General features: G+C 70.3%; 13 protein-coding genes and 1 pseudogene. 7 read left to right on the top strand and 7 right to left on the bottom strand.

All coding sequences use genetic code 11. From position 1 onward, the window contains the following. Positions 1-23 precede the first annotated feature (23 nt). From ASC93_RS18645 to ASC93_RS18630, 4 genes are read right to left on the bottom strand one after another with little or no spacing between them, the layout of a single operon-like run. Complete coding sequence (locus tag ASC93_RS18645) at positions 24-308, bottom strand: lipid-A-disaccharide synthase N-terminal domain-containing protein (RefSeq protein WP_056445600.1); 285 nt, start codon at positions 306-308, stop codon at positions 24-26. After that, entirely contained in the window at positions 301-1251 is a 951-nt protein-coding gene (locus ASC93_RS18640) for a phosphatase PAP2 family protein (RefSeq protein ID WP_056445597.1), read from the bottom strand. Before ASC93_RS18640 ends, ASC93_RS18645 begins: the two co-directional genes overlap by 8 nt. 6 nt (positions 1252-1257) lie before the next feature. After that, complete coding sequence (locus tag ASC93_RS18635) at positions 1258-2961, bottom strand: glycosyltransferase family 39 protein (protein ID WP_056445594.1); 1704 nt, start codon at positions 2959-2961, stop codon at positions 1258-1260. Then, on the bottom strand, positions 2958-3998 hold the full coding sequence (locus ASC93_RS18630; RefSeq protein ID WP_082548155.1) for a glycosyltransferase family 2 protein: 1041 nt from the start codon (positions 3996-3998) through the stop codon (positions 2958-2960). The genes ASC93_RS18635 and ASC93_RS18630 overlap by 4 nt, the downstream gene beginning before the upstream one ends. Positions 3999-4234: 236 nt before the next feature. Between ASC93_RS18630 and ASC93_RS18625 the strand changes: the two genes are divergently transcribed. The 4 genes from ASC93_RS18625 to ASC93_RS30930 all read left to right on the top strand — a co-directional run bounded on the left by ASC93_RS18625 (position 4235) and on the right by ASC93_RS30930 (position 10016). Beyond that, a complete protein-coding gene (locus ASC93_RS18625; protein ID WP_082548154.1) occupies positions 4235-4999 on the top strand; it encodes an ABC transporter substrate-binding protein in 765 nt (254 codons plus the stop codon). Positions 5000-5163: 164 nt separating this feature from the next. Further along, entirely contained in the window at positions 5164-6228 is a 1065-nt protein-coding gene (locus tag ASC93_RS18620) for an alkene reductase (RefSeq protein WP_056445588.1), read from the top strand. A gap of 212 nt (positions 6229-6440) precedes the next feature. Beyond that, positions 6441-9098 (top strand): aminopeptidase N, encoded by a 2658-nt coding sequence (gene pepN, locus ASC93_RS18615; protein ID WP_229412784.1) that lies wholly within the window; start codon positions 6441-6443, stop codon positions 9096-9098. Between the two features lie 117 nt (positions 9099-9215). Then, the gene (locus tag ASC93_RS30930; protein ID WP_056445584.1) at positions 9216-10016 is read left to right on the top strand and encodes a hypothetical protein; all 801 of its coding nucleotides are present in this window, start codon (positions 9216-9218) and stop codon (positions 10014-10016) included. A 78-nt stretch (positions 10017-10094) separates the two neighbouring features. Here the strand turns inward: ASC93_RS30930 and ASC93_RS18605 are convergent, their stop codons facing one another. Further along, on the bottom strand, positions 10095-10481 hold the full coding sequence (locus ASC93_RS18605; protein WP_200958361.1) for a hypothetical protein: 387 nt from the start codon (positions 10479-10481) through the stop codon (positions 10095-10097). A 411-nt stretch (positions 10482-10892) separates the two neighbouring features. On the opposite strand from ASC93_RS18605, the gene ASC93_RS30925 reads away from it, so the two are divergent. The 3 genes and pseudogenes from ASC93_RS30925 to ASC93_RS30920 all read left to right on the top strand — a co-directional run bounded on the left by ASC93_RS30925 (position 10893) and on the right by ASC93_RS30920 (position 12080). Continuing rightward, entirely contained in the window at positions 10893-11342 is a 450-nt protein-coding gene (locus tag ASC93_RS30925) for a thioesterase family protein (RefSeq protein WP_056445581.1), read from the top strand. 32 nt (positions 11343-11374) lie between these two features. Continuing rightward, a pseudogene (locus tag ASC93_RS32630) lies at positions 11375-11509 on the top strand (EAL domain-containing protein); the annotation flags it as partial. 88 nt (positions 11510-11597) lie between these two features. Beyond that, on the top strand, positions 11598-12080 hold the full coding sequence (locus ASC93_RS30920) for an EAL domain-containing protein (protein WP_307189013.1): 483 nt from the start codon (positions 11598-11600) through the stop codon (positions 12078-12080). Positions 12081-12116: 36 nt separating this feature from the next. On the opposite strand, the gene ASC93_RS18590 is transcribed toward ASC93_RS30920, so the two are convergent. Together ASC93_RS18590 and fusA are read right to left on the bottom strand one after the other, a co-directional pair. Continuing rightward, positions 12117-12971: an aldo/keto reductase gene (locus ASC93_RS18590; protein WP_056445578.1), complete on the bottom strand. Its 855-nt coding sequence runs from the start codon at positions 12969-12971 to the stop codon at positions 12117-12119. Positions 12972-13122: 151 nt separating this feature from the next. Next, positions 13123-15231 carry an elongation factor G gene (gene fusA, locus ASC93_RS18585; RefSeq protein WP_056445575.1) on the bottom strand — a complete coding sequence of 703 codons (2109 nt, stop codon included), beginning with the start codon at positions 15229-15231 and terminating at the stop codon, positions 13123-13125. Positions 15232-15309 lie beyond the last annotated feature (78 nt).

Below are 15309 nucleotides of genomic sequence, written 5' to 3'. Positions count from 1 at the left end.
GCGCTGACGCGCCCCGCCGCCGCTCACTCCGTGCGCAGCGCGTCGGCTGCGCGCGCGCGCCGGATCAGCTGCAGGTTGCGCAGGTAGATCGCGACCGCGATGCCCTGTCCGGCGACGAACACCGGATCGCGCCGGTGCAGCGCGTAGACGAGCAGGACCAGTGCGCCCACGATGCTCAGATACCAGAACGACACCGGGATCACGCTGCGGCGATAGCGCTCGCTGGTTATCCACTGGATGACGAAACGGCCCATGAACACGGCCTGTCCGCCAAACCCCACCAGCAGCCACCCGTCCTCGTCAGCCATCGTTCCTCCGTTGCTGATCGCGCTGATCGCGCTGTACGCGCTGCACGAGCCGGGCGACGCCCAGCCGGCCAGCCCACCAGGCCCGCGCCATCCCCACCGCCCGGGCCAGCGCGGCGCGCCACGGCGGCGCCTGGGCCGCGTACGGCGCCGTACCGCGCGGCGCAAGCGCCCCGGCGCCGCGCATCCGGCCCAGGCAGCGGATCTCCCACGCGCCCCACGCGAGGCAGACCGCCGCGACCAGGCGCTGCGCCGGCATCACGGCCGGGATGCCGATGTGGCGGCTCACCAGCAGGCTCGCCGTCACGGCCAGCAGCACGGCGCCGGCCAGCCGGCCGCCCCGTCCCGCCGTCGGCCAGCGCCAGCGCGCCTGCAGTGCGAGACCGGACCATGCGCCCAGCCAGCCGCCCGCCATGCCCCAGACGACGTCGAGCGGCCAGTGCACGCCGATCATGATGCGCGACAGCCCGACGAGCCCGGCCAGCACGAACAGCAGGCCGCGCCACGGCCGCCGGCCCTCGACGCCCAGGATCCAGATGCCGGCCAGCGCGAACGCGGCCGCGGCGTGGCCGGACGGGAACGACACGTGGCGATAGGCCGGCCCCGCCAGGTGGAAGGCGCCGGGCGCGAACACGGACAGCGGCCGCGGCACGTCGATCACCTGTTTCGTGCCCTGGGTCCAGAGGCCCGCCACGACGGCCGCCAGCAGCGCCGCCCAGAACAGGCGCGGCGCCCGCCGGATGCAGGGCAGCACGAGCGCAAGCGCCATGGCCCCGTCGCCCAGCATGGTCAGGTGGAACCAGACGAGATCGCCGACGGCATGGCCGCCATGGTTCAGCCACAGGAACAGCGCGCGGTTGCTGCCGGTCGCGAGGATGGCAGCCACGAGCACCAGTGCGGCCGCGGGCGGCAGCCAGGCCCAGGGGGAACGGAGCGAAGCCGGCATGACGATTCACCCGCCGATGCGGACCAGCAGCACGCCGCCCTCGCGGAACAGCACGCGCGCCGGCGGCAGGCTGTCCAGCGCATCGCTGCGGGTGAGGATGACGTCGCCCGCGCGCGGCACGTCCGCCGCCGGCGTGACTGCGGCGCGGTACACGGAAAAACTGGGCGCGTCGATGCGCCAGCTGCGCACCGGCCACCCGGCCTGCCTGGCCAGCAGCGCGGCACGCTTGACGGGCCCTTGCTGGAGCTCGGCCGCGGCCGGCAGCAGCAGGCCGCCGAGCGCGTACGAGCAGGCCAGCGCGGCCGCGGCGAGGCGGGGCCAGGCACCTTTGCCGGCGTCCGCGGCGGCGCGGCGGACGGGGTCGGCGTCCGTCCATGGCGCCGGCGCCGCGCCGGTGCAGCCGGTACGCGGCCGACCGGGCCACAGCACGAGCGCCAGCACGGCGGCGGCCGCCACGAGCGCCTGCGCCTGCCATGCCGGACCAAGGACGTCGCCCCTGGACAGCGCCTCGCGCACGTACGCGTTGCGCGCGCCCGGCGCGGCATGCCGCAACACCAGCGGCAGTGCGGCGACGGCGCCGCACGCGAGCAGCGCGGGCAACAGGGCCCACACCCGGAAGTGCAGCGCGTGGCGCCGGCGCGCCATCAGGATGAACAGGGGCGTCGCGCCGTACAGCAGGTAGTGCGGCAGCTTCGTGCCCGCCAGCGTGAAGAAGCCGAGCACGAACAGGAACCAGCACCACAGCAGCGTGTCGAGGGGCGTCGCGCGCAGCCGGCGCAGTCCGGGCAGCGTGGCGAGCAGCAGCCCCGTGTACGGCAGGACGAGCAGCAGCAGCGCCGGCAGGTAGTACAGGGCGCTGCCCCCATGGCCCTGCAGCGGGACGAGGAAGCGCTCGACGTTGTGGCGCATGAAGAAGCCGGCCAGGAACGCGTCGCCCTGCCGCGCGTACTCCAGGACGTACCACGGCCCCGCGACGGCGAGCAGGATCAGCCAGCCGACCGGATCGCGCACGGCGCGCCACCAGCCCGCCATGCGCCGCTGCAGCAGGAACGCGATGGCGCTGGCGGCGCCCGGCACGAGCAGCGCGACGGGGCCCTTGGTCAGCACGCCCAACGCAATCCAGAGAAAGGCGCGGCGGCGCCAGCGCGGGCGCGGATCGACGAGTTCGCGGTAGACGTCGAACATCGCCAGCGCCAGGAACAGGTTCAGCAGTGCGTCGGCGATCGCGCCGCGGCCGATCACGACGACGCCGGCGCTCGTGGCGGCGATGAAGGCGGCGGCGCGGGCCGTGCCGCGGTCGACGGCGCGGCGCGCGAAGGCGTGGATGGCGCCGATCCAGGCCGCGGCCGCGAGCGCGGACGGCAGCCGCAGCGCGAACTCGTCCAGGCCGAACAGCCGGATGGACGCGGCCTGCAGCCAATAGGTCAGGATCGGCTTGTCGAAGCGCGGCTGGCCGTTCAGCCACGTCGATACGTAGTCGCCGCGGGCCAGCATTTCCCGCGTCGCTTCGCCGAACGCGCCCTCGTCCACGTCGAACAGCGGGATCGCGCCGAGGCCGTGGAACAGGCCGAGCCAGACCGCCGCCGCGAGCAGCAGCGGCCACGTCCACGGCGTCAGCGCGGCACGCAGGCGCGACCAGCGCCCGGGCGCCCCCTGCGCGCGCAGCTGTGCCGTCACCTCGGCATCCGGTCCGCTGCGCGCGGTGCTCATGGGCGCTCCCGCACCGCGCGCGGGCGCCGGTGGGACGGCGCGCCGTCGTCGTCGCCGCCGCCACCGCCGACGGTTTCGCCCACGAGATAGGCGGGCGCGGCGCCGGCCTCGAACCAGGTGCGGGCGAGCATCTCGGTCAGGATGCCCGTGCAGACGAACTGCACCCCGATCACGACGAGCAGGATGCCGAGCAGCAGCAGGGGCCGGCCGGCGATGGCGGCGCCCTCGCCCAGCTTCAGCCAGCTGAGCCAGGCCAGTACGAGCAGCCCGCCGCCCCCGCACGCGAGCCCGATGCGCCCGAAGAAATGGCCGGGACTGGCGCGGAAGCGCACGAAGAACGCCATCGTGAGCAGGTCCAGCAAGACCTTCACGGCCCGCGACAGGCCGGACGCGCCGTATTTCGACCGCCCGTGGCGGCGCGGATAATGGCTGACTTCTTCCTCGGCGATGCGGTCGAGCGACGTCAGCGTGGCCATCCAGCTCGGGATGAAGCGGTGCATCTCGCCGTACAGCCGCACCCGCCGCAGCACGGCGGTGCGGTAGACCTTGAGCGTGCAGCCGTAGTCATGCAGCGGCACGCCCGTCAGCACGCCGATCAGGCGGTTGCCCAGCCGCGACGGCAGCCGCCGCAGCAGCCCGTCGCGACGGGCGCGGCGCCAGCCCACCAGCAGGTCGAGGTCGTCGTCGAGCAGGCGGCGCACCATGCGCACGATGTCGTGCGGACTGTTCTGCAGGTCGCCGTCGAGCGTGGCGATGACGGTACCGCGCGCGAGGTCGATGCCGGCCTGCATGGCGGCCGTCTGGCCGAACCCGCGCCGCAGGATGGCGCCGCTCAGGTGGCGGGGACTGGCGGCCACGGCTTCGCGGATGCGCTCGCCGGTGCGGTCGCGGCTGCCGTCGTCGACGAGGATCAGTTGCCACGGCCACGGCGCGCCGGCCAGCGCCGCCTGTACCTGGGTCGCCAGCGGCAGCACGTTGTCTTCCTCGTCGCGCAGCGGCACGACGACGGACAGGAAGTGCCCGTCGGACTCATGCATGGCAAGCCTCCCGGCCAGTCGCGCTGATGACCATCATCCCATTCTCCTTGTCGGTGCCGGCCGCGCCGGACTGGCAGCGGTATCTTCGCGTGCGGACGGGATGCGACGACGATGCAGGTCAAACGTGCGCGGGTACGCGCCCGTTGCCGAATCGACACGCGGCCGCGCCCGGTTGGGAAAACGGGGCCGGATCGTGCGACAATCGGCCCCTGGCACGAACGACAACAACAACACCAATGGGGAAATACGCAAGAACGGTGCGCTGCGCGCTGCTGGCGCTCGCGTTCGCGGGCAGCGGCGCACGGGCGCTGGAAGTCCGCGTCGCGTCGCAGGAAGTCCTGGAACCCAAGTGGATCCATGAGGACGGCCGTGTCACCGGGATCTGTCCGGACATCATGGCCGCGATCGAACGGATCGAACCGCGCCTGCACTTCACCGGCTACCGCCACAGCAGCCGCTCGCTGTCGGGCATCGAGGCCGGGCTGGAGACCGGCTCGCTGGATGCCGCCTGCGGCCTGGTGTCGTCGCCGCACCGGCTGGCCATCGGAGAGCCGGTGGGCAAGCCGATCTATCTGGTGCGCCACTACCTGGTGGTGCGCAGGAACGACCCGGTCACGATCGAGTCGACCGAAGACCTGGCCCGGCTGGGCGACCTCGTCACGTCGCAGCGGGCATCGGTGTTCACGGAGCGGCTGCGCGACGCCGGCGTGCGCGTCGACGACGCGACCGACGACAACCGCGTGAACCTGCGCAAGATCCTGGCCGGCCACGGCCGCTTCGCCTACATCAACGACCTGACCGTGCGCTACCTGATCCGCAAGGACGGGCTGGAAGACCGCGTGCGCGTGCTGCCGGTCGTCCTGGCCGACGAGCCGACGTATTTCTGGGTCGGCCGCCGGGCCGATCCCGCGCTCGCGCCGCTGCTGGGCGCCGCGCTCGACAAGCTCAAGGCCAGCGGCGAACTGGATCGCATCCACGTGCGCTGGGCCGAGATGCCCTGATCCGGCATCCGGCCGCTACCCAACCCTCCAGTATAGCATCAGCGCCGCCCGGTCACGCCGGCAGGCGGAAATCGCGGCGTCCTCTGCAGGATTTCCGGCGCTGCTTTAAGATGCCCTCTCTTCGCCGCGACAGTGCGGCGGACCAACGAGAAACAGGAGTACCAATGACGACTTTGTTTGACCCGATCAAGGTCGGCAGCCTCGAACTGCCGAACCGCATCATCATGGCGCCGCTGACCCGCTCGCGCGCCGTGGGCGCAGGCCGCGTGCCGAACGCCCTGATGGCCGAATACTACGCACAACGTGCGTCGGCCGGTCTGATCCTGTCGGAAGCGACCTCGGTGACGCCGATGGGCGTGGGCTATGCCGACACCCCGGGCATCTGGTCCGACGAGCAGGTCGCGGGCTGGAAGCAGGTCACCGGCGCCGTGCACGAGGCCGGCGGCCGCATCTTCCTGCAGTTGTGGCATGTGGGGCGCATCTCCGACCCGCTGTTCCTGGACGGCGACGTGCCCGTCGCGCCGTCGGCCCTGCAGCCCCAGGGCCACGTCAGCCTCGTGCGCCCGACGAAGCCATACGTCACGCCGCGCGCACTGGCGCTCGAGGAAATCCCGGGCATCGTCGCCGCCTACCGCAAGGGCGCCGAGAACGCGAAGAAGGCCGGCTTCGACGGCGTGGAAATCCACGGCGCCAACGGCTATCTGCTGGACCAGTTCCTGCAGGACAGCACCAACCGGCGCACGGACGCGTACGGCGGCCCGATCGAAAACCGCGCGCGCCTGATGCTGGAAGTGACGGACGCGTGCATCGCCGTCTGGGGTGCCGACCGCGTCGGCATGCACCTCGCGCCGCGCCGCGACGTCCACGACATGGGCGATTCCACGCCGCTGGAAACGTTCGGCCATGTGGCGCGTGAACTGGGCAAGCGCGGCATCGCGTTCATCTGCGCCCGCGAAGCGATCGGCGACGACCGCCTGGGCCCGCAGCTCAAGCGTATCTTCGGCGGCGTCTACATTGCCAACGAAAAGCTGACGAAAGAGAGCGCGGCGCAATTGCTGACGAGCGGAGACGCGGACGCCGTCGCCTTCGGCCAATGGTTCATCGCCAACCCGGACCTGCCGGAGCGGCTCAAGCGCGACGCCCCGCTGAATGCGCCGCGCCCTGACAAGTTCTACGCCCCGAACGCCGAAGGCTACACGGATTACCCGGCCCTGCAGGCCAACGGCTGACGCCGTCGCGTTTTACGGACGCGTCCGCACCGCGCGGACGCGTTCCGGCGGCAGAGTACCCCCTTCCTTCCGCATGCATATAATCCAGTAAAAAAAACCTTCGTCAGCGCGCCTCACGGGTACGAATGCTATTGCTGACATGATATTCTTGTGAGATTCCTACTGGGCGTGGCCACAAGCCGCCGCCTTCGTTCATCGTCGCAAGGAGTCCCGTGAAGACCTGCCTGTTTCGCCTGATGCCGCTCGCCGCCGCCACCGCGCTGGCGTTTGCCGCTACCCCACTCGTCCACGCCGCCACGACCGCCACCGCGGCACGGGCCGAGGACGCTTTCCTGTCGCAGGCCGACGCCGCCGCCCGTTCGGCGCGCGTGTCCAACGTCGACTACGCGCTCGATTTCACGCTCACCGGCAAGGAAACGTTCAGCGGCACGACGACGCTGACCTTCGACCTCAAGGACGTGAACAGTCCGCTCACCGTCGACCTCGACAAGGCCACGATCAAGTCGCTGACCGTCAACGGCAAGACCGTCACGCCGCAGTACAACGGCTGGTTCATCACGCTGGCGCCGCACGACCTCACCCGTGGCCGCAACACGGTCGTCGTCGCGTACGAACGCCCGCACAGCACCAACGGCGAGGGCCTGCACCGCATGGTCGACCCGGTCGACGGCCGCGTCTACACGTATTCCCACTTCGAGCCGGCCGCCGCGCACCAGATGTTCGCCGTGTTCGACCAGCCCGACCTGAAAGCCACGTACCAGGTGACCGTGAGCGTGCCGGCCGACTGGCAGGTGATCTCGACGACGCGCGAGACGAACGTCGCCCCCGCCGGCGACCTGCGCCGCTGGACCTTCGCCCGTACCAAGAAACTGAGTCCGTATAATTTCTCGATGCACGCCGGGCCCTACAAGATGTGGGAAGACAAGAGCGGCAAGTACCCGATGCGCCTGTTCGCGCGCCAGTCCGTGGCCGCGCAGATCAAGCCGGCGGAATGGTTCAAGTACACGAAGGCCGGCCTCGCCTTCTTCGACGACTATTTCGGCATCCCTTACCAGTTCGAAAAATACGACCAGGTCCTCGTGCCCGACTTCCTGTACGGCGCGATGGAAAACGCCGCCGCGATCACGTTCGCCGAGCGCGGCTTCATGTACAAGGCCGAGATGACGGCCGAGCAGCGCGCGCGCCTCGCCTACGTCATCATGCACGAGATGGCGCACCAGTGGTTCGGCGACCTCGTCACGATGCAGTGGTGGAACGGCCTGTGGCTGAACGAAAGCTTCGCCTCGTTCATGGGCACGCTCGCCACGGCCGACGCGACGGAATTCAAGGACGCCTGGCGCGCCTTCTATTCCGAAGGCAAGCAGCGCGCCTACGACCAGGACCAGAAGACCACCACGCACCCGATCGAAGTGCCGGTGCCGTCGACGCGCAATGCCTTCGACAACATCGACGCCATCACGTATGCGAAGGGCGCATCGACACTGATCCAGCTGCGCCACCTGCTGGGCGCCGACGTGTTCCGCAAGGGCGTGCACGACTACCTCGTCAAATACCAGTACCGCAACGCGAAGCTGGAAGACTTCATCGGCAGCCTCGGCCACGCCGCCGGTCGCGACCTGAAGGGCTGGACCAACGAATGGCTGTACCAGCCGGGCGTGGACACCATCGCCGCCAACTACACCTGCAAGGCCGGCAAGATCGCCGGCTTCACCCTCGAGCAGAGCGTGCCCGGCAAGGCCTTGCCGACCCTGCGCGAGCAGCGCGTGCAGGTGGCCGCGTTCCGCCTGGACGGCAAGGACTACAAACTCGAGCGCAACATTGCCGTCACCTACAAGGGCGCGAAGACGGCAGTGCCGGCCATGAACGGCGCCGCCTGCCCGGACCTCGTCTACCCGAACTACGACGACTGGGGCTTCGTCAAGGTACGGCTCGATCCGCGCTCGTTCGACAGCGCGCGCACTCACCTGGCCGCGGTGGCCGATCCGCTGCTGCGCGCGATGCTGTGGCAAAGCCTGTGGGACGGCGTACGCGACGGCAAGCTCCCGCTGAACGATTTCCTGGCCACTGCACTGAACAACGTACCGCAAGAAAAAGACTACACACTGCTGGGCGACGTGTCGGGCAAGGTCCTCGCGGCCAAGCGCTACCTCGACCTGATGGACCCGCAGGCCGCCTACGCGCAGGCGGTCACGCGCCAGCTGGAAGACATGGCCTGGACCGGCGCGCTCGCAAGCAAGGGCGACGACAACTTCCAGCGCCGCTGGTTCGGCACCTACGTCGACGTCGCCAGCTCGCCGGCCGCGCTGGCCCGCCTCGCCGCCATCCTCGACGGCAAGGAACACGTCGACGGCCTCGCGATCAACCAGGACCTGCGCTGGGCGATCATCGGCCGCCTGAACCGCTACGGCTATCCGGGCGCCGCAGCCCTCGTCGACGCCGAACTGGCGCGCGACAAGTCGGACACGGGCCAGGACGCCGCCCTGGCCGCCGTCGTCAGCCGCCCCGACCCGGCCGTCAAGACGCAGTGGCTAAGCACCGTGCACGACCTGCAGACCAGGCTGCCGTTTTCGAAGGTACGCACGGCGATGGGGCACCTGTACCCGGCCGAGCAGCATGGCCTGGGCGAACAGACCGCCGACGCGCGCCTCGCACGCCTGCCGCAACTCGACAAGGCGGCCGGCCCCGTCTACATGCGCGCCTATGGCCCGGCGCTGATCCCGGCCGGCTGCACGGCGGCCAGCGTCCGGCGCCTGCAGGCGGCCGCCGACGCCGACAAGGACCTCTCCGCCGGCACTCGCCGCGCCCTGCTCGACGCCGTGCAGGAAGACCAGCGCTGCGTGGCCATCCGGCAGGCCATGACGGCGCACTGAGCGCGTCGCGCCGGGCATGCTTGATGCGCATATGACCGGGACGGCGGCGCCGGCTACCCCACGGCAGCCGGCACGCCCGCCGCACCCGCACCCGCGGCGGTGCCCGGTGGAGCGCGGATGACGCCCGGCGCCACCTTCGCACCGGCCCCGGACACCCGGCGGCGCGGCGTGCTGGCCTTCACCTGCGCCGTCCACCTGCTGGCACTGTGGTTGTGGACGCAGGAACGGCGTCCGCAGCCCGCCCGGCCATCCCGTGTCGTCACCTTCTTCCTGCAAACCGCTGGCGGCCACACTGCACGGCCGCCGGCGCGGAACGATCCGCATCCGCATCCGCATCCGCATCCGCGTCCCGCGCCGTCCCGCCCGGCCCCGGCGCCGGCCGCACCTGTCCGCGCCGCGCCCCCGACGCAGGCCACGCCCATGCCCAGGCCGGACGACCTCACGCGCGCCCACGCCGGCACGCAAGCTGCGGCCGTCCCCGCGCCGGCCGCCGCCGCATCGGTGCCCGACGTCTTCGACACCGCCAGGCCGGCGGACACGGCACCGGCGTCGACACGAGGCGGCTTCGCGGTCGGCCTCGCGCAGCATCAGGCCGGACGCATCGACCACGAACTGCGCAAGGGCAAGCCGGGTGTGCCCGACGAGGCCGACACACCATGGGCCCGCTTCCGGCGCGGCGTCGAATCCGCCCACATCGACCGCACGCTGACCTTGCAGACGGACACCTACACGTCACCGGACGGTGTCGTCATCTATCGCTTCCGCCAGGGCGACCGGGTCCGTTGCCGCCGGTCGGGCAGCGCGGGCATGCCCCTGCGCGGGATGCCCGACGGCGCCGCGTCCACCATGCCGGGCGTCGGCTCGGCCGCGGCGAGCGACTGCCCGAAAGGCGTCACCTGGAACCGCGACGATCCCTGACCGGCGCTGCGTCCGGCAGCCGCCGCTCATCGCCCTGCCAGCCGCGTCGATCGCCCCGCGCCGCTGCCACGCCCACAGCTAGCGCCCCGCCGACCTGGCAGGCGTGTCGCCCGTGCCGCTTGCGCCGCCGCCCTCGCCGGTGCCCGGCGGTTCAGGCGCACGGCACAGCTCGGCCACCCTTTCCCACGCACCCTCCGCCTGGCAATGCAGGGGCGCGTACGCCTGCAACGCCTTCGACAGGTCGACCGGCTTCATGCCGTTGACCCGGACGTTGGTGTTCACCTTGATGCACATGACGTCCTGCCAGGCCGCCGAGTAATTGCGGGGAATGGGAACCGGCCCGCGCAGCCTGCGCGCTGCCGTTTCGCATTCGCCCTGCTTCATGTACTGGCCGCGCAGATTGGCCTGGTCCAGCGTCACGTCCAGGCCCTGCTGCAGGTACAGCAAAAGAATCATCGTGTACATCGCCGCCTCCATCATTTGCATAGACCGTGTGCCGATCGCGCGGTTCGCCGCGCACGCCTGACCTGCATCAGACCGCGCCACCGGTGCCACGCTAGCCTGTGCTTCTCGAAAGGACCGCCATGCTACGCCCGATCACCTCGAACATGCAGTGCGCCCGCACGCCGGAGGGAGGAGCCGACCTCGACCGTGTCGTCGAACGGCTGCCCGGATTCGACTGCCACGCGCGCCTGAAGGCCGAACGTGCGCGCGGTACGCGTGGCCGCGGACGCGACCGGTTCCGATCACCAGCCGCTGCTGCCGGAGCCGGCATGAGCCCCCGCGTAAAGACCCCGCTTCCCATGCCTCGACGTAAAATGGACGCCCCGCGCCCGCGCGGCACGCATCCACCCGCAGCATCCGGAAGGAACCACCTTGGATTGGGATTACCCGCACCCGTTCACCCTGCCCCGTGTCCCGCAAGCGGCCGACATCGACGGACTGAACCACACCAACAATGCCGTCTACGTCCGCTGGTGCGAACAGGCCGGCTGGGCGCATTCGGAGGCGCTCGGCCTGTCGCTGGACGACTACCGGCGCCTCGACCGGGCGATGGCCATCCGGCGCGGCGAATACGACTACCTGCTGCCGACCGGCGCCGGCGAAGCGCTCGTGCTCGGCACGTGGCTGGTCGCGGGCGACGGCAAGCTGGCGATGGAACGGCGCTTCCAGCTCGTGCGCGAACGCGACGGCGCGACGGTGCTGCGCGGTCGCTGGGACCTCGTCTGCATCGAGCTCTCGAGCGGCCGGCCGCGCCGCATGCCGCAGGAATTCCTCGCGGCGTACATGACGGCGGTGGTGTCCGACCTGTCGACCGCCTCCTGACAGAGCAGCTGTTCGTCGCCTACCAGCCCGTCGTGGGCCTGGGCGCGGACGGCGCCACCGACCACGCGGCCGGCGTCGAAGCGCTCGTGCGCTGGCGGCATCCGGTGCGCGGCGTCGTGCCGCCCATCGAATTCATCCAGGTGGCCGAGGAATCGGGGCTCATCGGGCCGCTGGGCGACTTCGTGCTGCGCCGCGCCTGCCGCGACTTCGGCGCGTGGCAGCGCGACCTGGGCGCGCGCGCCGCGGCTGCTGGCCGTGAACCTGTCGCGCCCCCGACTGGCGGAGCCGGGATGGCCCGACGTCGTGCGCGACGTGCTGCACGAGAACGGCATGCGCGCGGACCAGCTGCAGCTCGAAGTGACGGAAAGCCTGGCCGCGCAGGACCAGCAGGTGCAGCAGCGCCTGCACGAACTGAAGGCGCTCGGCGTCGCGCTCGCGCTGGACGATTTCGGCACCGGCTATTCGTCGCTCTCCAGCCTGCACCAGCTGCCCGTGGACACGGTCAAGATCGACCGCTCGTTCGTCTGCCAGGCCGACACGAGCCATCACCACCGCGTGCTGATCGAGGCGACGGTGAAGGTGGCGCAAAGCCTCGGCATGGGCACCGTCGCGGAAGGCATCGAGACCGAGGCGCAGGCCGCCGCCGTGCGCGCCCAGGCGTGCGCCAAGGGACAAGGCTATCTGTTCAGCCGCCCCCTCGCCGCGGGCGACCTGCTGCACTGGCTAAGCACCCACTGAGCACCCGCTGGGCACCCGCTGAACACCTGCCGCCGCTCAGCGCATCGCCAGCGGCCGGCGCCGGCCCGGCGGCGGAAAGCCTTCGTCCAGCAGGGCCATGTCATCGACCGTCAGTTGCGGCGCCAGGTCGAGCGCCGCGCGGTTGGCGCGCACGTGGGCCGGCTGCACGGCCTTCGGAATCGTGACGACGCCGTCCTGGCGCAGCAGCCAGGCCAGCGCCACCTGGGCCGGCGTCACGCCGTGGCGGCGGGCCACCTCGCCCAGCTGCGGACGGGCCAGCAGCGGCCCCTGTTCGGCCGGCGTCGACTCCAGCGGCGAATACGCCATCACGGGGATGCCGCGTGCGCGGCACCACGGCAGCAAGTCCCATTCGATGCCGCGCTGGACCAGGTTGTACAACACCTGGTTCGCCGCGATGGCGCCGCCTTCGGGCAGCGCGGCCGCCTCCAGCATGTCGTCCGCGTCGAAGTTGGACACGCCGTAGTCGCGGATCTTGCCCTCGGCGCGCAGGCGCTCGAAGGCCTCCAGCGTCTCCGCCAGCGGGACGCCGCCGCGCCAGTGCAGCAGGTAGAGGTCGAGGTGGTCGGTGCCGAGGCGGCGCAGGCTGCGCTCGCACGCGGCGCGCACGCCCGCGCGCGAGGCGTTGTGCGGATAGACCTTGCTGACCAGGACCACGTCGTCGCGGCGCCCGGCGATGGCCTCGCCCACCACTTCCTCGGCACCGCCCTCGCCGTACATCTCGGCCGTGTCGATCAGGGTCATGCCGAGGTCCATGCCGAGCCGCAGCGCGGCCACCTCGGCCGCGCGCGCGGCCGGGTCCTCCCCCATGTTCCAGGTGCCCTGGCCGAGGATGGGGATCGTGCGGCCGGACGGGAGGGGAAGTTGTTTCATCGCGGTCTCCGTGGTCAAAAACACGACGATACCGCAAAACAAAAACACCGTCGTCCCCGCGCAGGCGGGAACCCGGTAACGCCGCTTGCCACGCACGCAAAACTGGATCCCCGCCTGCGCGGGGATGACGGGTCAAGGTAGCCGATTCAGGTTACCTTGCCGCCCTGGCCGTCGCGATCTGGTCGAGGATATGCTTCGGCACCGCCGCGTAGTGCTTGAACTCCATCGTGTACGTGGCCCGTCCCTGCGTCAGCGAGCGCAGGGTGGTCGAGTAGCCGAACATCTCGGCCAGCGGCACGACCGCGTCGATCAGCTTCCCCCCGCCGCCCGGGATCTCGTCCATGCCCTGCACGACGCCGCGCCGCGTCGCCAGGTCGCCCATGACGTTGCCCGTGAATTCCTCCGGCGTCTCGACCTCGACCTGCATCATCGGTTCGAGCAGTTCCGGCGCCGCCTTGCGCATGCCGTCCTTGAACGCCATCGACGCCGCGACGCGGAACGCGTTCTCGTTCGAGTCGACGTCGTGGTACGAACCGAAGGTCAAGGTCGCGCGCACGTCCACGACCGGGTAGCCGGCAAGCACGCCCGCCTGCAGGGTCTCCTGGATGCCCTTGTCGACGGCCGGGATGTACTCGCGCGGCACGACGCCGCCCTTGATGGCGTCGACGAATTCATAGCCCTTGCCCGGTTCCAGCGGGTCGAGCTTCAGCACGACGTGGCCGTACTGGCCCTTGCCGCCGGACTGCTTGACGAACTTGCCCTCGATGTTCTCGACGGTCTTCTGGATCGTCTCGCGGTACGCCACCTGCGGCTTGCCGACCGTCGCCTCGACGCCGAACTCGCGCCTCATGCGGTCGACGAGGATTTCCAGGTGCAGCTCGCCCATGCCGGACATGATCGTCTGGCCCGATTCCTCGTCGGTGCGCACGCGGAACGACGGGTCTTCCTGGGCCAGCCGGCTCAGGGCGATGCCCATCTTTTCCTGGTCGGCCTTCGTCTTCGGCTCCACGGCCTGCGAAATCACGGGCTCGGGGAACGTCATCTTTTCCAGCACGATCACCTTGTCCGGGTCGGACAGCGTATCGCCCGTCGTGACGCCCTTCAGGCCGACGGCCGCGGCGATGTCGCCCGCGAACACCTCCTTGATCTCCTTGCGCTCGTTGGCGTGCATCTGCAGGATGCGGCCCAGGCGTTCCTTCTGGCCCTTGGTCGGGTTGTACACGGTGTCGCCCGAATTCACGACGCCCGAATACACGCGGAAGAACGTCAGCTGGCCGACGAACGGATCGGTCATGATCTTGAAGGCGAGCGCGGAGAACGGCTCGTCGTCGGACGGGTGCCGTTCGAGCGGACGGTCGTCCTCGTCGTGGCCCGCGATGGCCGGCACGTCCACCGGCGACGGCAGGTATTCGACGACGGCGTCCAGCATCGCCTGCACGCCCTTGTTCTTGAAGGCCGAACCGGCCAGCATCGGCACGATCTCGCCCGCGATCGTGCGCGCGCGCAGCGCCGCCTTGATTTCGTCTTCCGTCAGCGCTTCGCCGTTCAGGTATTTCTCCGTCAGCTCGGGCGTCGCGTCGGCCGCCGCTTCGATCATGTGCTCGCGCCATTCCTGCGCCAGCGGCTGCAGGTCGGCCGGGATGTCTTCGTAGGCGAAGCGCACGCCCTGGCTGGCGTCGTCCCAGCGGATGGCGCGCATCTTGACGAGGTCGATCACGCCCTCGAAATGCTCTTCCGCGCCGAGCGGGATCTGGATCGGCACGGCGTTGCCCTTCAGGCGGTCCTTGATCTGCTGCTGGACGCGGAAGAAATCGGCGCCCACGCGGTCCATCTTGTTGACGAACGCGATGCGCGGCACCTTGTACTTGTTCGCCTGGCGCCACACGGTCTCCGACTGCGGCTGCACGCCGCCGACGGAATCGTAGACCATGACCGCACCGTCGAGCACGCGCATCGAGCGTTCGACCTCGATGGTGAAGTCGACGTGGCCCGGCGTGTCGATGATGTTGATGCGGTGTTCCGCGAAGTTGCCGCCCATGCCCTTCCAGAAGGCCGTCGTCGCGGCCGACGTGATCGTGATGCCGCGTTCCTGTTCCTGCTCCATCCAGTCCATCGTCGCCGCGCCGTTGTGCACCTCGCCGATCTTGTGGTTGACGCCGGTGTAGAACAGGATGCGCTCCGTGGTGGTGGTCTTGCCGGCATCGATGTGGGCGCTGATGCCGATGTTGCGGTAACGCTCGATGGGGGTCTTACGGCTCATCACAATCTCCTGTGGATACGGAACGCCAATGTAAGTGTATATACCCGTATTTTCAAGGCCGGGCGGCGCGACCTGGTC

Origin of the sequence: Massilia sp. Root335 (assembly GCF_001425685.1) — a bacterium.
GTDB lineage: Bacteria > Pseudomonadota > Gammaproteobacteria > Burkholderiales > Burkholderiaceae_D > Telluria > Telluria luteola.
Note: the sequence above shows the minus strand (reverse complement) of the source record. Positions and strands in the feature narration are given on the sequence as shown.